Here is a 25,424-nt window from a genome sequence, read left to right as displayed (position 1 = left end):
AGATTGCAAAAACCCTCGTTTAAACTCCTTCTCACATACTAAATCAGGCTTTTGATAAGCCTGATTTATCTTCTTAATAAAACAAAGCCAAAACTCACAAAGCAATACCAATTCCCTATACGCCTTAACGCTGCTTTGCTTTATCATTGATTTATCAACCTTTATTAGTCATGGAATGTTATGGAATTTATTTGGATATTATTTGCTTTCGTTTGCGGCTTGTTGGTCAAGCTGATTAATCTGCCTCCACTTATTGGCTTTCTAATCGCAGGCTTTGCGCTTAACGCTTATGGTATCCAACCCAGTGACTCACTAAACACCATAGCAGATCTAGGCATCACCCTGATGCTCTTTACCATAGGGTTAAAGCTTCATGTAAAAGACCTGCTCAAGCGGGAAATATGGGCAGGTACCCTGTCTAATATGGTGCTCTGGTCAGGCCTCTTTGTTGCCATGTGCCTGTTTGGCTTTGCCTTAAGCCTGCCTTATTTCACATCTCTAGACTGGCAAACCTCTGCTCTTGTGGGCTTCGCTCTGAGCTTTAGTAGTACGGTTTGCATCATTAAGTTACTTGAAGAAAGTGGCGAGCTTAAAACGCGACACGGCCAAATATCCCTAGCGATTTTGGTTATGCAGGACATAGTCGCCGTCATCTTCTTAGTGGTCGCAACAGGTACCATTCCAAGTATTGGCGCACTTGCCCTATTTGGTTTGATCTTCGCTAAACCCTTATTTGGAATCGTACTGAATAAAGCAGGACACGGGGAAATGCTCCCCCTTGCAGGCATTTTCTTAGCACTCGCAGGTTATGAACTATTCTATTTATTCAATGTAAAAGGCGACCTCGGCGCGCTAATTTTCGGTATATTATTAAGTTCACACCCGAAAGCGAGTGAGCTTACTAAATCTCTTATGAGCTTTAAGGATCTTTTCCTAATCGCCTTCTTCTTGTCGATTGGCTTTACCGCATTACCCACATTCGACATGCTAGTGTCTGCCTTCCTAGTTTCATTCGCACTCATTTTAAAGTTTGTGCTCTTCTTTGGTATTTTTATCCTATTAAGATTAAGAGGCAGGACGGCTTTCCTTACCGCTTTAGCACTGAGTAATTACAGTGAATTTGGTTTAATCGTGGCACAATTAAGTGTTGACTCTGGCTGGTTAGATAAAGAGTTTCTTGTCATTCTAGCGCTAGCTGTTTCCATCTCTTTTGTGGTGACCAGTCTGCTTTATCGACGTGCTCATGATATTTACCATACTTACCAGCGCCTCATCCGCCGTTTCGAGAAAGTCGAGCCTTTGGCAGAAGATACTTTCATTCAGCCAGCAAAAGCAGATGTTCTCGTAGTAGGTTTAGGCCGAGTAGGTTGTGGTAGTTTTCACTCTCTCAATCGCGTCATGCCAAACAGCGTAGTAGGAATGGACGCTAATAGACTCAGAATCAATCGTCTCAAGTCAGAAGGTCACAATGTCTTCTTTGGTGATGGTGAAGATGCAGATTTATGGGAGAAGTTTGACGTCTCTGACTACAAGTTAGTCCTACTTGCACTCCCCTCTATTGAAGACTGTAGCAATATCACTATCCAATTACGTAAAGCGGGCTTTGAAGGCAAAGTAGCGGCTATCGCTCGTTATCAGGATGAAAGAGAACCGCTTATGGCCTCTGGTATTGATAATGTCTTTAACTTCTACACTGAGGCGGGTAATGGTTTTGCTGAGGAGAGTATGCAACTACTCAAGGACTATAACCCTGCAAAACAAGTAAACGCCTAGGCGAACTTAAAAAAGCAGAACACAAAAAAGGCTGAACAATTATGATTGTTCAGCCTTTTTTCTAACAAGTATCAAACCATCTTAAGGATTATTTGAATACCACTGTCTTGTTACCGTCCAAGAAAACTCTGTGTTCGATATGCAGTTTTAACGCACGCGCCAAGGCAACAGTTTCTGTATCACGACCAACAGAGACAAGCATTTCAGGGCTGTAGGTATGATCTACTGGCTGTACCGATTGCTCAATGATTGGGCCTTCATCTAGATCTGGCGTGACATAGTGAGCAGTCGCACCAATCAATTTAACTCCGCGATGGAATGCTTGATGATAAGGTTTCGCGCCTTTAAAGCCAGGTAAGAAAGAATGGTGAATATTAATCGCACGACCACTTAGTTCTTTACATAGGCTATCAGACAGAATCTGCATGTAACGAGCTAACACAACAAGGTCAGTGCTTGTCTCCTTAACGATATCCAATAGAGCAAGTTCTTGCTCGCGTTTGTTCTCTTTATTAACAGGTAAGTGAACAAAACGGATACCTTCACGTTCAGCCATAGGACGAAGGTCCTTATGGTTAGAAACGATTGCTGTAATTTCCATCGGCAATTCGCCTTTACGATGGCGATACAACAGGTCATCTAAACAGTGGTCAAACTTACTCACCATCAGAAGAACACGTGTCATAGTTGATTTAGCGTGCAGACCCCATTTGATATCAAAAGGTTCTGCTACAGCAGAAAACCCATCACGGATTTCGTCTACTGTTTTTTCGCCGGTTTCAATACGGCATACAGCTCGCATAAGGAACTGTTCACTGTCTTCATCTACATACTGATTGAGCTCGGAAATATAACAGCCTTGTGAGGCGATATAAGAGGTCACTGCGGCTACTATACCGCTTTTAGCAGTACAAGATGCTTTCAATACAAATTCGTTAGAATCAGAGTTTTGAATTGCCATATTTGAATAACCTTTAACTAATGCTGTTCATTGAATGCCCCAATATATTGAGGCGAGAAAAGTTTGGCAAATAAGCGAGGAGGATTTGTCTATTTTGGACAACTAGGCAGGGCAATCAGATAAAAACAGGTCGTTTAAGACGTTTTTAGAAAGGTGTTTCTACACCTTGTTTTCTGAGTTGTCGCTATCTGATACGGTTTTTTGGGCTGCTGCTTTTTGAGCCGCTTTCCATTCTCGCATCTCTTCATAGTAAGTATCCCACACACAAGGAGTGCAAGATGATTCACAACATTCCCATTCTTCTGGTCTAGTGGGTTTTTCAGCCATGACATCCTCTCTTGAATTCGCCATTTCTTGCTTACACATAGTAAAACAGCCGTTATTGAAAAACAAAAAAACCGCCCCTTATTTTGCTAAGAAAACGGTTTTTTTGTAAATATAATTTAGCCCTGTAAGTTAGGCTATTTGGGCGTTTAGCCTAACTAAACAAGACCCTATATATCTAGGTAATCCATGATACCTTCAGCCGCTTTTCGACCTTCATCAATGGCAGTTACCACTAGGTCAGAACCTCGAACCATGTCACCACCAGCAAAGATTTTTTCGTTGGTTGTTTGGTACATGAACTTATTGCACTTAGGTGCAATAACACGTCCGCGAGCATCTGTATCTATGCCAAATTTCTCAAACCATGGCGCTGGACTTGGCTGGAAGCCAAAGGCAACCAATACTGCATCAGCAGGTAGAATTTCTTCACTACCTTCAACCACTTCAGCTGAGCGACGACCGTTTTCGTCTGGCTCACCCATTTGAGTTTGAACAACCTTGATGCCTTCTACCTTACCATCACCCACAATTTCAACAGGCTGGCGATTAAATAGGAAGTTTACACCTTCTTCTTTGGCGTTTTGTACTTCTTTACGTGAACCCGGCATATTCTCTTCATCACGACGATAAGCACAATGAACAGACTTAGCCCCTTGGCGAATAGAAGTACGATTACAGTCCATGGCAGTATCACCGCCACCGAGTACAATCACTTTTTTGCCTTTCAAGTTAACAAAGTCTTCTTCGTTTTCTTGGAAGCCGAGATTCTTATTCACATTAGATACAAGGAAGTCTAGTGCATCATGTACACCTGGTAGGTCTTCACCTGGGAAGCCACCTTTCATGTACTTATAAGTACCCATGCCTAGGAATACCGCATCGTATTCTTCAAGCACATGCTCAAACGGAACATCATCACCGACAGACGTACCCAAAACGAACTCTACGCCCATTTCTTCAAACACTTCACGACGACGTGTCATAACCGTCTTTTCAAGTTTAAACTCAGGAATACCAAAGGTTAACAAACCACCGATTTCTGGGTTTTTATCAAAAACAACTGGCTTAACACCGTTACGCACTAGGATATCAGCACAAGCAAGGCCTGCAGGTCCAGCACCGACAATCGCCACTGTTTTATCAACAGGGACCACTTTCGACATATCAGGACGCCAGCCTAAAGCAAAGGCAGTATCAGTAATGTATTTTTCAACTGAGCCGATTGTCACCGCACCAAAGCCACCTTCACCTAAGGTACAAGCACCTTCGCAAAGACGGTCTTGAGGACACACTCGACCACAAACTTCAGGCAAAGAGTTAGTCTGGTGACTCAGCTCTGCCGCTTCTAAAATATTGCCTTCACTGACGAGTTTTAACCAGTTAGGAATATAGTTGTGAACGGGACATTTCCATTCGCAATATGGGTTACCACACTCAAGACAACGGTGAGACTGTTCTTTTGCCGCTGGTTCTTCAAACGGCTTATAAATCTCAACAAACTGACCTTTACGTGTGATTAAAGGTTTTTTACTCGGATCTTCGCGATCCACTTCAACGAATTGAAATACGTTGTTTAAACGCCCAGTCATAAGCGGCATCTCCTATGGTCCTTGTTATCAGTTTTACCGTAACAAGTAACACTTTAAATTGTAGATTGGATAAACGAGGAGCCTAGCGTTTAGGCTCCAACACAAAGTTAGCGATTTATTCTGGACGCTCACGTGTATTATCAAGTAATGCACCTAAGCTCGCTGCTTTCGGTTTAACCAACCAGAACTTACCTATGTAGTCATAGAAGTTGTCTAGGATTTCATGGCCCCATTCACTTCCCGTTTCTGCAACATAACCCTCAATCACTGTACGTAAGTGAGAACGGTATTCTTCTGTTAACTCAGTGCCAATACGGTGGATTTCAACCAATTCATGGTTGTACTTATCTACAAAAGTACGATCCATATCCAGTACATAAGCAAAACCACCTGTCATACCTGCACCAAAGTTATGGCCAGTATTACCCAGAATGGTGACAGAACCACCTGTCATATATTCACAACAGTGATCGCCCGCACCTTCAACTACCGCATGGGCACCTGAGTTACGCACGGCAAAACGTTCGCCTGCTGTTCCGGCTGCAAATAACTTACCACCAGTGGCGCCGTATAGGCAGGTATTACCAATAATGGCACTGTCTTGTGATTTGAATTCAGATGCTTTTGGTGGACGCACTACAAGCTTACCGCCTGTCATGCCTTTACCTACGTAGTCGTTAGCATCACCTTCTAGGTACATGTTAAGACCACCCGCATTCCAAACACCGAAACTTTGACCCGCTGTACCAGTCAATTTAAGGGTAAGCGGCGCATCATTCATGCCCTGATTACCATAGCGCTTAGCAATCTCACCGGATAAACGACCACCGATAGAACGGTCACAGTTAGTCACGTTAAAGGCAAATTCACCACCTTCTTTCTCTTCGATCACCCCTTTAACCGCTTCCCACATTTTAAGTGCGTGTTCACCCTTATCGTGTGGTGGGTTTAATGGGATTTCACAGTACTGTGGTTTATCAGCAGGAATCAAATCATTATTTAGAATCGGAGTCAGATCCAAGCCAGCTTGCTTGTCGTTCTCACCGTCTAAAATGGTTAATAAGTCAGTACGGCCGATCAGGTCTTGTAGCGTCGCGACACCTAACTTAGCCAACCATTGGCGTGTATCTTCTGCCATGAATAGGAAGAAGTTCTTGATCATGTCCACAGTACCCAAGAAGTAGTCATCACGAAGATGCTGATCTTGAGTTGCGACACCAGTCGCACAGTTATTTAGGTGACAGATACGTAGGAACTTACAACCCATAGCAACCATAGGTGTGGTACCAAAGCCAAAGCTTTCAGCACCTAAGATAGCCGCTTTAACAACATCTAAACCTGTTTTTAGGCCACCGTCTGTTTGTAGACGAATCTTGCCACGTAGATCGTTAGCACGAAGCGCTTGTTGTGCTTCTGCTAAACCTAGTTCCCATGGAGAGCCCGCATGGCGAATAGAAGTAAGCGGCGACGCAGCAGTACCACCGTCATAGCCTGAAATAGTAATCAAGTCTGCATAGGCTTTTGCAACACCTGCAGCGATTGTTCCTACACCCGGCTCAGATACTAGCTTCACAGAAACGAGTGCTTCTGGGTTTACCTGTTTCAAGTCAAAAATCAGCTGAGCTAAATCTTCGATTGAATAAATATCATGGTGCGGAGGAGGTGAAATCAGTGTCACACCAGGAACCGCATAACGCAGACGCGCAATCAGTCCATTTACTTTACCACCTGGTAACTGACCGCCTTCACCTGGTTTAGCACCCTGTGCCACTTTAATCTGAAGCACTTCAGCATTAACCAAGTATTCGGGTGTCACACCAAAACGGCCTGAGGCAATTTGCTTAATCTTAGAGCGACGTTCTGTACCGTGACGGGATGCATCTTCACCACCTTCACCAGAGTTAGAGCGACAACCTAGCTCGTTCATTGCTTGTGCCAACGCTTCGTGAGCTTCTGGAGACAAGGCCCCTAAGGACATACCCGCTGAGTCAAAACGCTTTAAAATAGCATCAGCAGATTCAACCGAATCAAGCTCAATTGGCTTAGCATCATCAGAGATAGCAAATAAGTCACGCAACATAGAAGCGGGACGATTATTGACTAGATCCGTGTATTTCTCGAAATCTTTAAATTCACCGCTTTTCACTGCCGCCTGCAGATTACGAACCACATCTGGGTTAAAGGCATGGTACTCAGCATCATGAACATACTTAAGGTAACCACCCTGCTCGATCGGCTTACGCTGTTTCCATGCATTCACAGCAATACGTGCTTGCTCTGCTTGGAAGTCAACGAACTTAGCTCCTTGAATTCGGCTAGCAACCCCTTTAAAGCAAAGGTCGATTACCTCTTGTGCCAAACCAACTGCTTCAAATAATTGCGCACCACGGTAAGAAGCGACAGTCGAAATACCCATCTTAGATAGGATTTTCATCAAACCTTTGTTAATACCCTTACGGTAGTTAGAGTGGCAACTAATCGGATTACCTAGCACTTCACCGTTATCAATCATGTCGTTGATCAAACGGAAACTTAGGTATGGATAAACTGCCGTTGCACCAAAGCCTAACAAGACAGCAAATTGATGCGGGTCACGGGCAAAACCAGTATCACAAATGATATTAGTGTCACAACGTAAACCAGCTTGTGTTAAATGGTGATGCACTGCACCTGTCGCCATAGGCGCAGGAATTGGCAGCATGCCTTTTTCAATATCACGATCTGTCAGTACAACAATCACAGCGCCGTTTAATACGGCTTCTTCAGCACCTGCTTGCAAGTTTTTAATCGCTTGCTCTAGGCTAACATCATCTGGATTATAATTAGTGTTTAGACGTACCAAACGGAATCTGTAGTCATCCATTGCCAATAAACGGCTGAACTTACGCGGCGATAATATCGGCGAAGACATGATGATACGGTTTGCGTGTTTTGGTGTTTCTTCAAACAGATTACGTTCACGACCAATACACGTTTCCAACGACATAACAATAGATTCACGTAGTGGATCGATTGGCGGGTTGGTTACCTGAGCAAACTTCTGTCTGAAGTAATCAGTAACAGGACGTGTACGGCTAGACATAACTGCCATAGGCGTATCATCACCCATAGAGCCGGTCGCTTCGTGCCCACTTTCTGCTAACGGGCGGAAAATTTGTTCACGTTCTTCAAAGCTTACTTGGAACATTTTTTGATATTCCAGCATTTCTTCTGATGTGAAGTGTTCAAATTCTTGCTTAGATTCAACTAATAGAGATTCGATACGAATCGACTCTTGCTTCAACCATTTTTTGTAAGGATGTGCGACTTTCAAACGGCTATCTATATCAGCAGTATGCAGTACTTTACCTGTTTGAGTATCAACCACTAGCATTTGGCCAGGGCCAACGCGTCCTTTAGCGACAACATCTTCAGGCTTGTAGTTATAAGTACCTATCTCAGAAGCCACTGTCATATAGCCATTTTTGGTCATAACCCAACGCGCTGGACGCAAGCCATTACGGTCAAGCATACATACAGCATGACGACCATCAGACATTACCAAACCAGCTGGGCCATCCCAAGGTTCCATGTGCATTGAGTTGTACTCATAGAAAGCACGTAGGTCAGGGTCCATGTTTTCCACGTTCTGCCATGCAGGTGGAATAATCATGCGTGCTGCACGGAAGATATCCATGCCGCCAGTTACCAATAGCTCTAACATATTATCCATAGAAGAAGAGTCAGAACCCGTAGTGTTTACCAAAGGTTTTAGCTCTTCCATTTCAGGGATAAGCGGCGAAAGTAACTTGCTAGAACGCGCCAAAGCCCAGTTACGGTTACCATCAATCGTATTGATCTCACCGTTATGAGCAACCATACGGAAAGGTTGCGCCAATGGCCATTTTGGCAAGGTGTTAGTGGAGAACCTTTGGTGGAATACACAGATAGCTGTCTGCATACGTGCATCACCTAGATCCTTATAGAAAGAAGGTAGGTCAACCGGCATCATCAGACCCTTATAAGACAAAACCTTGTCAGATAAAGAGCAGATGTAAAAGTTTTCATATTGAGTTAATGCAATTTCAGCGCGGCGACGAGCAACAAACAAACGAGTTGCGAAGGTACGCGCGTCCATACGGTTACTATCAATAATAACCTGTTCAATTCGAGGTAAACAATCAATCGCAATCTCACCAAGGCAAGCAGGATCAGTTGGCACTTCACGCCAGCCCACTAGTTTCAAACCTTGATCTTGTAAGCTTTTACTTAAAACATCACGCTGTTCATTTGCCAGGGCTTCTTCCTGATCCAAGAACACCATACCCACACCATACAAATCAGATAAGGTGTGATTAAACAGCTTGTATGCTTCTTCACGTAAAAAACCATCAGGTTTTTGGATTAACAATCCGCAACCATCACCTGTTTTTCCATCTGCCGCGATACCACCACGGTGTGTCATACAAGTTAATGACTCAATGGCTGTTTTCAACAAATCGTGACTAGCATCGCCTTCCATATGAGCGATCAAACCAAAGCCACAGTTGTCTTTGAACTCACCAGGACGGTAAAGACCTGTATTCATACGCCAACTCCCACAAAATATAAACGTAAAAAACTAGATTAGAATTCTTTGAAGATATCGCTGACTGTATCGCAATATCTTTGTGTTGGCTGACTGACTCATTTTTAGGATGAGAATGATGGTCGATAAAAATTGCCAACTATAATTTGATGGCCATAGTACCCTGCAAATCTAGCTTGCTCAAATTAGCAAAATCAAAGTTTCTGTTATTTTATAGGGATTTAGGGGTGTTTTAATGACAGAAAGCAGCAAAAGAAAGCATTTTATCTGGTGAGCTTTTTACTCAGCAGAAAATTATTCTGTTCGAACAGAAATTTCAGTGGAAAATGGTTTTTTCTGCCTTTTAAAGCAGATTATTGCTTGTTTTTGGTAAATTAAGGACGTTTTTGATTAAAAATCATACGATTTCGAAGAGATTATCAGTTGATAAGCCTGTTTAGAGCCAAGATTTAGAGATTTTAAGGCAAGATTACTGAGCTTTACGTATATCCTGCTGAATTCCGCGTAATCCTCTAGCCCATGGGGTTAAAGCACGTAAATCTCTTGGTAAAGCTTCAATTCCAGCAATAGCTTGGCTTCGATTACGGTATAAACCGTATACAACAACAAACCATTCTCGGCCATTATGCACAGTTTCAAAGTAGGAAAGACCATCTAAACTACCCTGATCCCGAATAAAATCCTTCACGGTCGATAAGGTATGTGTACCTAATAGCTGTAAAGTATAGCGGTTTGGGTTTTGCCCTAGTAACCAAGTCGTTTTATCAAACCTGTCGGCTTGTGCACTGGCAACAGCACTCTCTTGTTTTACCGGATTGTTAGCAACTCTTGGCTGAGTATTGCTAACAATCGGGGCAGCAACAACACTGGTGCTTCGTCCTTGGGTCGTCAACACACTAGGCTGGGTCACCTTAGGCTCAGCACTCTTAGGAGTAGTCACATTAGTATTTGCCAACGCTTGAGTTGCTAGCGTTTTCGCCGTAGAGGCAATACTTGTATCTGTTGTCTTTTCAGGCTCTGACTTAGGAGGCACTCTGGCATCCATAGGAATCGGCGGTAACGAGATAGCCTTATTGTTTTCTAACCCTCTTTGTACCTGTTCAATTTTCGCTATGGTTGAAGAGGTACGATTCTGATTACTACTTAACTGAGAGTTACTCGTTAAAGGAATAACCTTACCTGTGGTTTTTGTGCTGCTTTTAGATTCTGAATCATTAAAAATAACTGTGATTAAGATCGCCAGCATAACAACAGATAAAAGCGCCATATGCACAAGCGGGAAACCTAAGCCAAGGCCAAGACTCAAGTTAAATTTACTTTTTTCAGCACCTTTGCCCATTAGACGTCGAGCAACCTGATTGATCGCACCAGGGTAACCTGCGGATTCTTGGAAAATAGTTTTTAGCTGGCGCTCATTAAAAGGCAGATTAATTTCACCGCCTATACTTCGCACTCTATGTAATAGATAAGCTTGTGTCTGCTCAAAACTATAAGGAGAAAGTGTTTGGGAATGACTAAGTTGATCAAAGCGAGACTTTTGATAAGAGTCTAAGTTTCTCTGTATCGGTTGCTCACTAAATAGAACCACATGAGGAACCGCTTGGTTCTCGTTGGCTAATGCAATCATGTCCAATAGCATGGTGACGGCATCTGTATTTAACTCATGGGCATTATCTATTAGCAGTAAGACGCTTTGGCCAACTTGCTCTCTGTCTTTAGCGAACTTTAATAAAGGACCAAAACTTGAGTCTATGGTTAAGCCATTAACCCCTTCTGGGAAGCCCTTGTATATGTTCTCCAACAGCTGACCTGCTGTCATTAACATGCCGCCTTTAACACGGCTGATAATCGCAATGTCTGATTGTTGGCGAGCAAACTCTTCCATAAAGGCAGTCTTACCACTGCCTTTAACACCCTCAACAACAAACAGCATAGAACTGTAACGGCTTAGATGCTCTAGTAAGGCAAGTTGTTGATTTCGCTCTTCAGTGGCGAAGTAGGGAGCAGATATTGAGGCGAAAGGATCCCTCAGCATAACCTTAGGCTGCTGATCTAATGCTTCGTCTAAATCAAACTGAAAACTTGATTCAGCCATTCGTCCCCTTGCTAATCCTCTGCAATACTGATCCCAATACCTTTTATGCGATTGATTGGCTAAATTCTAACGCATCATTTACACCACTTTCAAACATAGCCATTGGAAAGTCTGATGTTACTATGGCATCACCTAATGCTTTAACAAGCACAAGGCGCAAACTACCATCAAGCACCTTTTTATCAACCAACATACAACGCACAAAAGACGCCAGCGTCATATCCGTTGGCGGTAAAGTAGGTAAACCTGCCGCTTTTAAAATAGCCTGACTACGGACCAAATCTTCGTCTGTTAAATTACCCATACGCCAAGATAGATCCAATGCCATCATGGTTCCTGCCGCAACAGCTTCGCCGTGCAGCCAAACACCATAACCCATTTCTGTTTCTATCGCATGACCATAGGTATGACCTAGATTTAAAATAGCGCGAATACCATTTTCTTTTTCATCTTGAGCAACAACATGAGCTTTAGCTGCACAAGAACGATAAATAGCATCGCTAATATGTTCTTGAGATAAAGCCATTAATGCTTCCATGTTAGCTTCAAGCCAATCAAAGAATTCTAGGTCGCAAATCATACCGTATTTGATCACCTCAGCCATGCCGGCTGACAGTTCTCTTTTGGGTAGTGTGGAGAGTGAATCCGTGTCTATGATCACGGCTTGAGGCTGGTGAAAAGCCCCTATCATATTTTTACCTAGGGCATGATTAACACCCGTTTTTCCACCAACAGACGAATCAACCTGAGATAATAAAGTGGTAGGCACCTGAATAAAGTTAACACCCCTTTGATAGGTAGCAGCGGCATAACCTGCCATATCACCAATTACACCGCCACCTAAAGCAACAATTGTAGTAGTACGATTATGACGTGCTTCTAGCAGACGCGTCATGATCATTTCATAAGTAGTTAAGGTTTTATAACTTTCACCATCAGGCAAAATACAGGTATCAACTTGGTAATCATTTGCTAACAGGTTAACCAAAGCATCTAAATACAATGGCGCTACTGTTTCATTGGTCACTATCATCACTTGCTTGCCTTTTATGGCATCTGCAAACAATTCTTTTTTGTGACGTACACCAGCGCCGATATAAATAGGGTAACTACGATCACCAAGATCGACATTCAAGGTTTGCATTAACAAGCACTCTCTTTATTTAAGTGACGCTTTATTGCATCTAAAACTTTATTAGCAACCACTTTTGGATTACGGGAATCAGTTTCAACAATCAAACCAGCGACATCACGGTATAAGGGATCACGTAATTTAAACAAATCTGTTAAGACTTGTTTTGGATTACCGTTTTGCAACAGCGGCCTGTGATTGCTCTTTGAAGTACGAGATAGTTGCTGAGCAACAGAAGCATATAGGTAAACCACTAGGCCACCTTTGCGAAGAATGTCGCGATTTTCATCTCGCATTACCGCACCACCACCTGTCGCCATAACAATAGTAGAGCCATATTCTTGGGTCAGATCATGTAAGGCTTGAGTTTCACGTCGACGGAAACCATCTTCACCTTCTTTATCGAAAATCCATGGGATATCAGCCCCTGCATTTTCTTCGATGACTCGGTCGGAATCGAAGAACTCACGACCAAGTGATTGTGACAATAAACGACCTATAGTCGTTTTTCCAGCGCCCATTGGGCCAACTAGAATGATATTGGGGGCATTATTCATTATGTTCAAATACATCAGAATTAAACAGAGATAGGCCATAGCCTAGTAATAAGACATTTGTAGCAGTTTTGGAGTAATAAATACAAGTAATTCGACTTTTTCTTGCCTTTGGGTCTGCTGTCTAAACAAGGCTCCGACCAAAGGTAAGTCTCCCAAAAATGGAACTTTACTCATACTTTCCCATACTTCATCCCTATATATGCCACCTAGAATTAATGTCTCTTCGTTACCGACAACCACCTGAGTATTAATTCGGTTAGTTTCAATACTGGGCACACCATTATACATCTCTCCCACTGCATCCTGATGTATTTTTAAACTAAGCTGAACCTTGTCGCCCTTTTTCACAAAGGGGATAACTTCTAAGGTTAAACCTGCCTGCTTAAACTCCACCCTAGTTCCATCGTCATCTTTCGTTTGATAAGGCACCTCTGTACCAGATTCAATACGGGCCATTTGCCCTTCTGCCGTCACAATTTTAGGTTCAGAGACGATATTCGCCAGACCATTAGATTCTAAGAAACTTAAGTTTAACGCCAACAGATCATCACTTTTCGTAACCGCAAAAGATAAGCCTGAAGTCGCTCCCGTCGTTGCAAGATCAACAAGCCCTTCAGCCGTAGACAAGGTGTCACCTAACATTTGCCCCTGCCACTCAACTCCTATCTGTTTTTCAGTCGCATTTTGAACCTGCGCAATACGCGCACTAATTTCTATCTGCCTAACCGGTGAATCAAGCCAAGTAACGGTCTCTTCCAAAGCATGAAGCTCTCTACAGCTACGACTAACTATGGAATTAGTTCTTTTATCGAAGGAGGTCACTAAATCTGGATATAGGCGTTTCAAGTGCTGGCTAACTTTTTCGGCGAGTGCATGCTCAAGGTGCCAAAAGCGAGTGACACATGGTGTACTTTCTTTACCCTGACCTTCAATCTCAGATTTTGGCTCATCAGATATGAGTGCTTTCGGCATCAAGATCGCCGTATTTTCTGACCAAGCTAAATCTAACTTATGCTGAGTCGCAATCGACTCTATGAGTTCTGACCAACTAACCCCAGTTAAAGACAAGCTTAAATTTACTTTAATCGCAGGACTTAACATAAGGCTATTACCTGTTTCTGCCGCTAGCCAAGGTAAAAAGTCTTGAATACTTTTATCCTTTACCTGCACATCCATTGCAAAAGCAGGTACACAGAAAGAGATAATGAAAAACCACAACCTAAATATCATCCTCCAGCCCCTCATATCGAAGTGCTACTTGAGGAAGTTCCTCTACTTGACCCTGTTTGCCCCTCTCCAAATCAAGTTGTAAATTTACATCGGACAAGTCTGCTGTGTTCAAATAATTTAGAACCAGATTAGGCTGTGCTTGGTCAACAAAAGTTGAACTCATATATTGCTGTTGAAAAACAGCCTGTTTATCACTAAGTGACACCAAATTAGCCGCTAAAGCAGGCACCCAATCTCCAAGCTCCAAAGAAAGGTCCCTCTCCTCTACTCGCATTTTAAGAATACGTTTATCTTGCCACTTCAAAGCAGCAAGTACTTCAATATCTTTTGGCCAGGTTTGGTAAAACCGGTTAGGTAGAGGTTGGTACTTTTTCACAGCAAACTTCTTTGGTACGAACTGCAATTGTAAGTTCATATCTAACAAACCACTTTCTAACCAATAAATCTGCTCATAACTCGGTCGTAATGAATACTGATCAAATAACTTATTTAATATCGTCATCCATTCTTGGTAACTAGAAGCCCCTTGCAAAGAAATATAAAACAATAAGGGAGTCGCTCCTTTATCCTTATGACTAAGAATACTGTTGCGAAACAGATCCGCTCTTTCTGTCTCTGCCTGCCAGGTTAACCAAGAATAATTATCCAGCCAGATAGGATGATTCGATTTATCTAAAAGGCTTTGTAATATTTTACTTTGCCTAAGTAGCTTTTTTTGATCTTGTTCAAGCGCTAAGGTTTCCTCTTTAAGACTGATAAAACTTGGGTACCAAGCTAAGCTTGCCAAGATAAAGGCGAGAACCACAGTTGCTAAGCTAATTGGAGGCCACCCTAAAGACCTCATCTGAACTCGGCTATTTTCAGTCCCCGTGATAAGAGACCTGTTATTTTTGCTGGATTTGAATAACAACATTTAGAACACTCCTTGTTCTTGTCGTCGGATATGCTTGCTTAATATCCTCAAGGTTAATAGGTTGCTGCCACTCATCCATAAGTGTCAGCTGCACATTTTTCCATTTATTTTGCCAAACTGAAAAACTAGTTAGTAATTGTTCACTATCAACACTAATGCCCAGCCATGAAACATCATTCTCATTAGATATAGAGTTTATGCGTATATCTAAAGGCAATAGCTGCATCATTTTTTTAGCAACTAGGCTGGCCTGATTAGGACGAACCTGTGCCAAGGACACACTATTGAGTTGGGCTTGTTCAAGACGAAAAGCGGCGGCCTCTAAATCCTGCTTTTCAGACTCATAGCTAAATAATAAAACTAGCTGTGAAATAAAAACCATGCAGAGCAAAGCCACCCAACGTTGGGCATACTGCGCAGCAGTAATACTGGCTTGCTTAATACTTGGCGTGATACTTAAAGCAGCCAGTGCTTTATGAGGTTGTTTTACGCTTTGACCTGTAAATAGCTGAAAGCAGTCTTGCTGAGAGACAATTCCTTTAAAACGGGAAGCTTTTGGCAACTTGTCGCAAATAACATCATAAATACCTTTTGACGCGGTTGTGACACTAAGCAACCATTCATCATCCTTCTCATTAGCACTATAGCGATAACAAACTCGTTCTGGCGCTAAATGACTGACTTCGGACGCTAAAGCTAAGGCGGCAAGACTCTTAACCTGACGGGAATTAGTTAAGGGGAGTTGAGTTTCAATTGATCTAATCCAAGCATCTGGCACAAGCAGAAACACTTGGCATAAAGGGGATGTAAGCAACTTTCTTTCTTGTTTGCTTAATTCAAGACACATACCTTGAGATAGATAGTCATCCATCGACAAATGCAAACTTTGCTGTAATAACAGCAAATCAGCTAAAGATTTATAACCCTGTTTGTTATCAAGGTTTAAATCATAAAAATGAATACCTTCGGGTAAGCACACCAATAGGTAGTACTTTGTTAACAACATAAATCCATCCTTGAATTTTGTGTTAATTCATAATCATATCTATTTACTGGCCACTCCTAGCAATAAACTTCCCTACTATAGCGACCAGCATCAGGCTAAGTTATTGCTGACCTTATCTTTTTATAAATGAATTAAATGATTCTTCTACTCAAATAAAATAGTTTATTTTCTCCTATAAAACAAAAACACATATCATGTTTTAGCCCTTTACCTCTAAAGTCACTTAAGAATAGGCTCCTTGACGGTATTTTACTTTGTAAAAATGAAACCTTTTACAGCTAACAGACTCAAAACAATGACAAAATTGATACAGAGATAAGCCAACTTAATACACGCAAGCTAAGCACAATTAGGTATAATCTGGTCAATTGTTAATACTGTTCTTTTTACAATTTCTCCAACCTAGGTGAGACATGGCCCGTTTTTTAAAAATATTCTTATTACTCTCTTTGTTTGGCGCAATCTCAGCTGTTGGTATCTCTTATGCTTTTTACAAAAGCGTTGAAGATAAAATCCCTACCGTTGAAGAAATGCGAGCAACCGAATTACAGGTGCCTCTGCGAATTTACACCTTAGATGGTAAGTTGATCGAAGAATTTGGAGAAAAGCGTCGCACCCCAATTTCTTATGAAGAAATTCCGGCGATGTTAGAAGGTGCCGTACTTGCAGCCGAGGACAGTAACTTCTATGGTCACCCAGGTGTCGACATTATGGGTTTGGCACGTTCAGCGCTGCAAATTCTTACCACAGGACACATTGTCGGTGGTGGTAGTACCATCACAATGCAGGTTGCGAGAAACTACTTCCTTACCTTTGAGCAAACCTTCGTCCGTAAATTTACCGAAATTATTATCGCGTTAAAAATGGAGCAAGAGCTTTCCAAGCAAGAAATCCTTGAGCTCTACATGAATAAAATTTACTTGGGCAAAAGCTCCTATGGTTTCCAAGCCGCAGCGCAAGTCTATTACAACACCACACTGGATAAGCTAAATCTGGCACAAATCGCCATGATTGCGGGTTTGCCCAAAGCGCCTTCAAGCTTTAACCCTATCAACCGCCCTTCCCGTGCTTTGATTCGCCGTAACTGGATTTTACAGCGCATGCTTTTCCTCGGCATGATTAATAAAGACAGCTACGAAGAAGCGGTAGCTGCTCCGATCACCGCTAAGAACTATGGTATACAATCTGAAGTTAGCGCGGATTATGTGGCTGAGATGGTGCGTGCAGAGTTATTCCAAACCTTTGGTAAAGCCCTTTATGAAGAAGGTATGAGCGTTTACACCACGATAGACTCTCGTTTACAGGAGTCTGCTAATGATGCGATTCTTTTCGGCCTTTCAAGTTATGACGAACGCCATGGTTATCGCGGCTCAGATGAAACCCGTCCTGACCTTGTTGAAGCGCCGCTAGAAGAGCAAGTTAAAGAGCTAAAGAAGTTCTCTAAAGTTGGCAAATGGCAATCTGCTTTAGTGTTATCGACTGAAGAGAAAACCGCAGAAATTCGTCTTGATAACGGTGAAAGAGCAGAACTTAGCTGGAATGCAATGAAATGGGCAAAACCCTTTATTGATAATGACCAACAAGGTGCTAAACCAAAGTCAGTTCAAGACATCTTGGTAAAAGGCGATATTGTTCGTGTCAAACCTGATAGCAAACTTGGCTGGAAGCTCTCTCAAATTCCATTAGCACAAAGCGCGCTTATTTCATTAAACAGCAAAAATGGCGCCATTCAGTCCTTAGTGGGCGGCCTTAACTTTAGTCATAACAAGTTTAACCGTGTGACTCAGTCTAAACGCCAACCTGGCTCTAGTTTTAAACCTTTTATCTACTCTAGCGCGATTTCATCTGGTTATAGCGCGGCGAGCATTATTAATGATGCGCCTGTAGTCTTTAACGACCCTAACCTTGCCAGTGCTTGGCGTCCGACGAACGATGGCGGCAAATTTTATGGGCCCACTCGAATTCGCCAAGCCTTGTATCGCTCACAAAATATTGTGTCTGTAAGATTGCTGGACGAAATGGGAGTGAGGCCAACGCTTGAATTCCTACGTCGTTTTGGCTTTGATCCACAAGAGTTGCCCAACAACCTGTCCTTATCGCTTGGTAGTGCTAACTTATCTCCCTTACAAATTGCCACAGGTTACGCTGTCTTATCTAACGGTGGTTTCCAAGTTAAACCTTATATTATCGACAAGGTATTAGGCCGTGATGGTGAAGAATTATATCGTTCCAGACCTATTACTGTGTGCGAACGTTGTACACCACTTGAGCTTGAAGAAGAAACAGAAGAATCGCTAGCAAGTGCCCTATTCGACACAGATGAAGGGGTTCAAACCCTGCCCGTTGCTCCTCAGGTGCTAGACCCAGAAGTGGATTACATCGTCTATGACATGATGCGTGATGTAATTAAATACGGTACAGGTCGACGTGCCCGTGTACTTAAGCGCGATGATATTGCAGGTAAAACAGGTACCACTAACGATGGCCGTGATGCTTGGTTCTCAGGCTTTAATGGGGATGTAGTGACCACTGTATGGAGCGGCTTTGACAATTCACAACCTCTTGGCCGTGGCGAATGGGGCGGGTCAGTTTCATTGCCAACTTGGATAGAATATATGCGTGATGCCTTGGCCAATACCGAGCCCTCTTACATCGACAAACCCTCAAGCCTAGTCACAGTGAGAATCGACCCTAAAACAGGAGATCGCGCACAGCCTGGCCAAAAAGATGCCATCTTTGAAGTTTTCCGCGAAGAGAATGTGCCAGAGATGAAATTAGCCAGTACCCAAACCGGCACCATTAGTTCTGATAATGCCGGCATTAATGAAATCATTGAAGCCAAAGAAGAGCCTATTTTAGAAGAGCTTTTCTAATTCAACTTAGATTACTCCCATCACCTCAAACACCTTACCCACACCTTGTTGAAACCTTCAACAAGGTGTTCACTTGCTAGCAAGCGTTAAAGAAGAGGATGGCAGCGAAGGAGAAAAGGCTTTGCACAACAGCGCTCCAGTTTTAAATGCCCAAGAGCCCGCTGTTAAAATCCAAATTTAGGCCCCTAAAATCAGACCTCAAAATGAATAGATCACACTAACATTAGTGATCTAATCGCTTTAACTTCTCCTATCCCTAGCCCTAGCCCAATCCCAATCCCTACTCTTAGTCCGTTTAGCAACAGGTTGCAACTTTTTAGAGGGTTTATTTTTCACCCCCCCCCAATCTTTTCGGCTAAAAAAGTTCTTGAAGGCAAGACCTAAGCCTTTTAACAGGATGGGGAGGTTTTTAATATACTTATTCATCTTATTTTAGGCCTCCATGCCCGTTTGCATTAATAATATAACTGTTATTACTCGCTCAACTTTAACAAAGGTCTTTATTTAAATACCTGAGGTAAATCGTAAAACCACTAAGCATGCCTCATTTGCTATGCCTATAGAGTAAAGCTCTTTTTCTATAGACACAAAAAAGCCGGATCTAAATCCGGCTTTTTCAATACCTAATAACAGTCTTAGAAGCGTTCTAGATCTGTTAGTGGGTAGAAGTCAGGGTAGGGTAGAGACGCTACACCTGAATCAACAGCAGCTTGTGCAACAGCACCAGATACAACAGTCAATAGACGGCTATCTAGTGGCTTAGGCAAGATGTAAGCCTTACCAAATTCCATTACTTCACCGTTGTAGGCTTCGATAACGTCAGCTGGTGCTGGCTCTTTCGCTAGATCTTTAAGCGCATGTACAGCAGCAACTTTCATTTCTTCATTGATCTTAGTCGCACGAACATCTAGTGCGCCACGGAAGATGAATGGGAAGCCAAGTACGTTGTTTACCTGGTTAGGGTAGTCAGAACGACCTGTTGCCATGATTAGATCATCACGTGTTGCGTGAGCCAATTCTGGGCTGATTTCTGGATCTGGGTTAGAACAAGCAAAGACAACTGGGTTAGCAGCCATTTTTGTTAATTGCTCTGCAGACAATAGGTTAGGACCAGATACACCGATAAATACATCAGCACCATCAATTGCATCGTCCAGAGTACGCTTATCAGTATCGATAGCGAACATTGCCTTGTATTGGTTTAGGTCATCACGACCAGAGTGGATCACACCCTTACGGTCCAATACATAAATGTTTTCACGTTGTGCACCACAGCTGATGATAAGTTTCATACATGCCGTCGCAGCAGCACCCGCACCTAGGCAAACGATTTTTGCAGTCGCAATATCTTTACCTTGAAGCTCAAGTGCGTTTAATAGACCCGCAGCCGTTACAATCGCTGTACCGTGTTGGTCATCATGGAACACAGGAATACTACATTTTTCGATCAGCTGACGCTCAATCTCAAAACATTCAGGTGCTTTAATATCTTCTAGGTTGATACCGCCATATGTGTTCGCGATGCGAGCAACAGTATCGATAAAAGCTTGAGGGCTTTCAGATTCAACTTCAACATCAACCGAGTTAACACCAGCAAAGCGTTTGAAAAGTACGCCTTTACCTTCCATAACTGGTTTTGAAGCTAATGGGCCAAGATTACCTAGACCTAGAATAGCAGAACCATCAGAAATTACGGCAACTAGGTTACCTTTACCTGTGTAGCGATACGCTGTTTCAGGATCTTTTGCAATTTCACGGCAAGGTTCAGCAACACCAGGGCTATACGCTAAAGACAGGTCACGAGCTGTCTCTGTAGACTTAGTGATAGTCACACTTAGCTTTCCTGGAACTGGGTGTTCATGATATTCAAGCGCGGCTTGTTTCAAATCTTCGGCCATTGTATTGATTTCCGTTTAGGTGTTTTTAGACAATTATTAGATTATTTTTTTAGTGCAGCTTTACTCTAACTTTATTGGTTTAAAACCAATAATAACTTATCTGTATATAGTTTCTCTTTTAGAGAATAAATACCAGAATAAAATTTTCATATCGTGAAAAAACACTAATATTTTGCAATATTATTCTGGGACCCGTCCTATTCTAGTACTAACTGCAAATCATTGGGGTGTTTTATCAACAAAACCCATGACTTATGTTCGGCTTTTTTAGATGTTCTAAAATATTGCCATCCTCTCACTTGAAGGCGCTGCTCCTCTAAATGGAAGACGCTAGATTCGGACCACTGATCAGCATAAGCTTTGGGTAAATTGATAACTAAACCCTGTTTGGTTTTTAGCCACCATCCACCACGGTTGCGGGTAACAGAAGTTATGGTTACATTTGCGACAACAAAACCCGCTTGTGGCTGCCATTGTTGTTTCTTGCGCCAAACGCCGAGCTGCTGCTCTTGCGCCAGTGCTTCTGCCTTAATTAAACAAGATTGGTATTTAATATTTGGCGGTATCGCAATTCGATAACCTAATCCTTGAGATATTAACCGACTTCCTATTGAAATTCGATCAATATCAAATAAGTAGTATAAATAGCGTCCATATCTGTCTCTTTTATCAGGACCTTCTTGATAATAGATGTACTTATTCTCAAAAGACTTTAAAAACTGAAAAGCTTGCCAAGCGAATGCCTGATGTTGCCCTGCTTTATGGTCGAGTTCAGGTGTATTAACGCCAACCAGCCTAATACTTTTATCTTTTTCACCATTTTCTGCTTTTAAAATAAGCGTATCCCCATCAACAACACGGGTAACAAACGCTTTGGTTACTTGGCCTTTAGCTAAACATAAAGAAGGGGCAGCTGATGCGAATGAGGGAGAACTAAAAATAACACCAGTTATGAGCAGGCATAAAAAAAGCGCCAACCAAGGTTGACGCTTTTTTTGAGAGTTAATCATTCGATTAAATAATATAAAAATATTACTTAGAAGAACGACGCGCTCCGAAACGCTTGTTGAAACGATCAACACGACCACCAGTATCAAGCATTTTTTGCTGACCTGTGTAGAAAGGGTGGCATTGGCTGCACACATCAATGTGAAGATCTTTACCTAAAGTAGTGTTTAGGCTTAGTGTATTACCGCAAGTACAAGTTGCTGTAATCGCTGTATAAGTAGGATGGATATCTTTTTTCATAACGATCGCCTTTAAGTTTTGGTGTGCCGCCACATGATCTTGTCTAATAACATCTAAGGTTAAAAGAGAGTCAAGCACCGCACAATTTGTTGTACAGACATTGTACACTGGTTCCAAGAGCCGCGTATTTTAGGCGTCATTAGCACTTTCGGCAAGTTATTTTGCATTGATTCTTGCGCTTATCAGGCGTTCAACCTAAAAAAAGTTTAAAATCCAATAAGATAACAAACTCAATCTCGATTAAGGCTAGGTCCTGTCCATGCATGAAGCGCTATTAACTCCTCATCCTTTTGTCAAAGTTGCCTTGGCTGTGCCCATGCGCACTTTGTTTGACTACAAGGTTCCTAAGGCAATTGCCTTAAGGCATGAGTTGAAAGTAGGCATGCGTATTAAAGTTCCCTTTGGCAATAGCACACGCTTTGCCATCATAGCCGCCTTAAGTTATGAGACTGAATGGGATGAGAACCAAGTTAAGCCCATCACCTCATTACATGATGATCAGCCAGTATTGGATGCTGAGATTCTTAAACTCGCCAACTGGGCCCAGAGGTATTACCACCATCCGATAGGTGAAGTGCTTTTTCATGCTTTACCTGTGCTCTTACGTAAAGGTGAAAAAGCGGATTTTAGGACAGAAAATTGGTGGTGTATTACAGAACTAGGTAAGTCATTTAATCCTGCTGAATTAAAACGCGCTCCAAGACAACAAGATTTTCTAGCCGCTGTGCAAAGTCATGCGAATGGTATTAGCCCACAACTGATGGCATTACATTCTCTCTCGGCCAGCGCCGCCAAAGCGTTGGAAGAAAAGCAGCTTATTCAGCGGGTGCAAAAACACTTCAGTAAAAATGTCGAGCATCATGGACATCAAAAAGAAGTTCCCCACACGCTAAATGCAGAACAAGCCCATGCCCTAGATACCATTATGCCCAAACTCAATGAGTTTAATGTGTCTCTATTAGATGGCATCACAGGCAGTGGCAAGACAGAAATCTATCTGCGCTTAATCGAAGAGATGATCAAACAAGACAAGCAAACGCTTGTATTAGTCCCTGAAATTGGATTAACACCACAAACACTGAAGCGCTTTGAGAATAGATTTAATACAGATATCGTCTTACTACACTCAAATATGAATGACAGAGAGAGGCTAGATGCTTGGCTCATGGCGCGACAAAACCGGGCCAAAGTCATTATAGGCACCCGCTCAGGTATCTTTGTCCCTTGTCCTGATTTAGGTCTCATCATCATAGATGAAGAGCACGACGCCTCGTATAAACAGCAAGAAGGTTTTCGTTATCATGCTAGAGACCTTGCCATAGTCAGAGCTCAGGCAGCGAAAGTCCCTGTTATTCTGGGTAGTGCCACCCCATGCTTTGAAAGCCTCTTAAACGCATGGCAAAACAAATATCAATGGCTCAAACTACGCCAAAGAGCCGGCAATGCAAAACTACCTGAAATGGCTCGAGTGGATTTACGAGGAGAAACCCTCTTTTATGGTTTTAGTGAAACCACACTTACCGCTATGCAGGCGACGCTAGCCAAAAAAGAGCAAGTCTTAGTTTTTTTGAATCGTCGAGGCTATGCACCAACCTTAATGTGCCATTCTTGTGGCTGGATTGCTGAATGCGAACATTGCGATGTTAATTTAACGGTTCACAAGAAAGCGAACAAACTTCACTGCCATCACTGTGATCGCCACCAAGCATTGGTTTATTCATGCCCAGAGTGCGGCAGTGAAAAGCTTTCTACCGTAGGCGAAGGAACTGAGCAAATAGAGATCCAACTTAGCCAGGCCTTTAAAGAGACTCCTATCCTAAGAGTCGATAGAGACAGTACTCAAAGAAAGTCGGCACTGACACAAATTACCAATAAGATTCATGAGCATGATCAAGCTATTTTAATCGGCACCCAAATGCTAGCGAAAGGACATCACTTTCCTAATGTCACCTTGGTTGTCGTTATGGATGCGGATGTTGGTTTATTCTCAGCAGATTATCGAGGTATGGAAAGAACAGCTCAGCTCATCATGCAAGTATCAGGTCGAGCAGGCCGTTCAAGTAAACCCGGTAAAGTACTGCTACAAACCTATCATCCTGACCACGAGTCGATACTGACCTTGTGTGATCAAGGCTACCAAGCATTTGCGGCCCAAGAGTTACAAGAAAGGAAGCGTTTAGATTGGCCGCCTTTTTGTCATCAAGTTTTAATTCGAACAGAATCCCATGATGAAGACGAAGCGTTTAACCTGCTACAACAAGTACGTTTGATGTTAGATCAACAGCAATTAGACGAAATAAATTATTTAGGCCCCTATGCTGCCATCATAGTAAAAAAAGCGGGACAACATAGATATTTACTCTCGCTCAAGTCGAAGCAAAGAGCGCCTTTGCATCAGTTAGTCGAGCATTTAAGTCTATGGTTAGAAAAAAACACGCAATCACGCAAAGTTCGCTTCGCAATTGATGTAGACCCCCTAGAAACTTACTAAGCAAGTGCGCATAATGTGGCAAGTTTTTTAAACCTTAATGAGAAGCATGTTCGATTTTATTCAAATGGCCCGTAAAGGGACCCAATCTAAAAAGGGAGCCACTCGACATCAGGCTCCTGTGGCAAAAGCAAAGCCCGTAAAATGGTGGATGTGGTTGTTAATCCCTGCCGTGGTTTTAGCCTTTATTTTTGCCCTGTTTAAATTGAGCCAAGTGTCTCCTGAAAGTAGCACTGCGCCTTTGGTTACCAAAGAGAAAGTTGCGCCGAAAAAAACCAGCGAGCCGAAAAAACAGGCTCCACAAACGGTAAAAAAAGAAGCGAAGAAAACTGACGAAAAAGAAAACTTTGAGTTTTACCAAATTCTGCAAGACAGCGAAGTAGACACCAGCCACGTAGACGCTTACAAGTCCACCCCAAGAGGTGAGCAGGATTTCCTCTACATGATTCAGGCCGCTTCATTTCGTAATGATAAAGATGCGGACCGTATGCGTGCAGATCTAATTTTATCAGGTATGGATACCAAGATACGCAAAACCATAGGTGAAAATGGCCAGCCTTGGTACCGTGTTGTGGTTGGCCCTTTTGTGTCACGTTCTAAAATGAACCGAGCCAAAGATAAATTAGCAAATAAAGACATCCAAGCTTACTCCTATAAGATCCCTAAGGAAGACTAGGGAAACTGCGATTAAGCTGCGACTCTCGTCTTAAGTCTCAGGCGTTTTATCCAAACGCTGAGACGGGAGGAGTGATTCGTCGTTTCCCTAG

The 25,424-nt window shown here is 42.5% G+C and carries 17 protein-coding genes; 4 read left to right on the top strand and 13 right to left on the bottom strand.

All coding sequences use genetic code 11. The annotated features are described in order from the left end of the window. Window positions 1-180: 180 nt before the first annotated feature. Entirely contained in the window at window positions 181-1,773 is a 1,593-nt protein-coding gene (locus TW85_RS04850; protein WP_046015973.1) for a cation:proton antiporter family protein, read from the top strand. Between the two features lie 88 nt (window positions 1,774-1,861). Here the strand turns inward: TW85_RS04850 and purU are convergent, their stop codons facing one another. The 10 genes from purU to TW85_RS04800 form a co-directional block, all read right to left on the bottom strand. Further along, window positions 1,862-2,734: a formyltetrahydrofolate deformylase gene (gene purU / locus TW85_RS04845; RefSeq protein WP_046015972.1), complete on the bottom strand. Its 873-nt coding sequence runs from the start codon at window positions 2,732-2,734 to the stop codon at window positions 1,862-1,864. A 159-nt stretch (window positions 2,735-2,893) separates the two neighbouring features. Continuing rightward, window positions 2,894-3,127, bottom strand: coding sequence for an oxidoreductase-like domain-containing protein (locus TW85_RS04840; RefSeq protein WP_238326160.1), 234 nt, complete (start codon window positions 3,125-3,127; stop codon window positions 2,894-2,896). A gap of 101 nt (window positions 3,128-3,228) precedes the next feature. Then, window positions 3,229-4,650, bottom strand: coding sequence for a glutamate synthase subunit beta (locus tag TW85_RS04835; protein WP_046015970.1), 1,422 nt, complete (start codon window positions 4,648-4,650; stop codon window positions 3,229-3,231). A 115-nt stretch (window positions 4,651-4,765) separates the two neighbouring features. Further along, entirely contained in the window at window positions 4,766-9,217 is a 4,452-nt protein-coding gene (gene gltB, locus TW85_RS04830) for a glutamate synthase large subunit (RefSeq protein ID WP_046015969.1), read from the bottom strand. A gap of 469 nt (window positions 9,218-9,686) precedes the next feature. Continuing rightward, window positions 9,687-11,312: an AAA family ATPase gene (locus TW85_RS04825; RefSeq protein ID WP_046015968.1), complete on the bottom strand. Its 1,626-nt coding sequence runs from the start codon at window positions 11,310-11,312 to the stop codon at window positions 9,687-9,689. A 43-nt stretch (window positions 11,313-11,355) separates the two neighbouring features. Continuing rightward, window positions 11,356-12,456 carry a 3-dehydroquinate synthase gene (aroB, locus tag TW85_RS04820; protein ID WP_046015967.1) on the bottom strand — a complete coding sequence of 367 codons (1,101 nt, stop codon included), beginning with the start codon at window positions 12,454-12,456 and terminating at the stop codon, window positions 11,356-11,358. Next, complete coding sequence (aroK, locus tag TW85_RS04815) at window positions 12,456-13,001, bottom strand: shikimate kinase AroK (RefSeq protein ID WP_082828010.1); 546 nt, start codon at window positions 12,999-13,001, stop codon at window positions 12,456-12,458. Before aroK ends, aroB begins: the two co-directional genes overlap by 1 nt. Before the next feature lie 42 nt (window positions 13,002-13,043). Beyond that, window positions 13,044-14,231: a type II and III secretion system protein gene (locus TW85_RS04810; RefSeq protein WP_046015966.1), complete on the bottom strand. Its 1,188-nt coding sequence runs from the start codon at window positions 14,229-14,231 to the stop codon at window positions 13,044-13,046. Then, a complete protein-coding gene (locus tag TW85_RS04805) occupies window positions 14,221-15,144 on the bottom strand; it encodes a hypothetical protein (RefSeq protein WP_046015965.1) in 924 nt (307 codons plus the stop codon). The genes TW85_RS04810 and TW85_RS04805 overlap by 11 nt, the downstream gene beginning before the upstream one ends. Then, complete coding sequence (locus TW85_RS04800) at window positions 15,116-16,150, bottom strand: hypothetical protein (RefSeq protein ID WP_046015964.1); 1,035 nt, start codon at window positions 16,148-16,150, stop codon at window positions 15,116-15,118. The genes TW85_RS04805 and TW85_RS04800 overlap by 29 nt, the downstream gene beginning before the upstream one ends. A 413-nt stretch (window positions 16,151-16,563) precedes the next feature. On the opposite strand from TW85_RS04800, the gene TW85_RS04795 reads away from it, so the two are divergent. Then, window positions 16,564-19,023 (top strand): penicillin-binding protein 1A, encoded by a 2,460-nt coding sequence (locus TW85_RS04795; RefSeq protein ID WP_046015963.1) that lies wholly within the window; start codon window positions 16,564-16,566, stop codon window positions 19,021-19,023. A 635-nt stretch (window positions 19,024-19,658) separates the two neighbouring features. Here TW85_RS04795 and TW85_RS04785 read toward each other — a convergent pair. The 3 genes from TW85_RS04785 to rpmE all read right to left on the bottom strand — a co-directional run bounded on the left by TW85_RS04785 (window position 19,659) and on the right by rpmE (window position 22,169). Beyond that, the gene (locus tag TW85_RS04785; RefSeq protein ID WP_046015961.1) at window positions 19,659-20,921 is read right to left on the bottom strand and encodes a malic enzyme-like NAD(P)-binding protein; all 1,263 of its coding nucleotides are present in this window, start codon (window positions 20,919-20,921) and stop codon (window positions 19,659-19,661) included. Window positions 20,922-21,118: 197 nt separating this feature from the next. Then, on the bottom strand, window positions 21,119-21,931 hold the full coding sequence (locus TW85_RS04780; protein WP_046015960.1) for a thermonuclease family protein: 813 nt from the start codon (window positions 21,929-21,931) through the stop codon (window positions 21,119-21,121). 22 nt (window positions 21,932-21,953) lie between these two features. Further along, window positions 21,954-22,169 (bottom strand): 50S ribosomal protein L31, encoded by a 216-nt coding sequence (gene rpmE / locus TW85_RS04775; protein WP_046016066.1) that lies wholly within the window; start codon window positions 22,167-22,169, stop codon window positions 21,954-21,956. Window positions 22,170-22,428: 259 nt separating this feature from the next. Between rpmE and TW85_RS04770 the strand changes: the two genes are divergently transcribed. Further along, window positions 22,429-24,660 carry a primosomal protein N' gene (locus tag TW85_RS04770; protein WP_046015959.1) on the top strand — a complete coding sequence of 744 codons (2,232 nt, stop codon included), beginning with the start codon at window positions 22,429-22,431 and terminating at the stop codon, window positions 24,658-24,660. Between the two features lie 46 nt (window positions 24,661-24,706). Next, window positions 24,707-25,333, top strand: a complete 627-nt coding sequence (locus tag TW85_RS04765; protein WP_046015958.1) for an SPOR domain-containing protein — start codon at window positions 24,707-24,709, stop codon at window positions 25,331-25,333. Window positions 25,334-25,424 lie beyond the last annotated feature (91 nt).

This window comes from Marinomonas sp. S3726 (assembly GCF_000967665.1).
Lineage (GTDB): Bacteria > Pseudomonadota > Gammaproteobacteria > Pseudomonadales > Marinomonadaceae > Marinomonas.
This window is presented reverse-complemented; position numbering and strand designations above follow the sequence as displayed.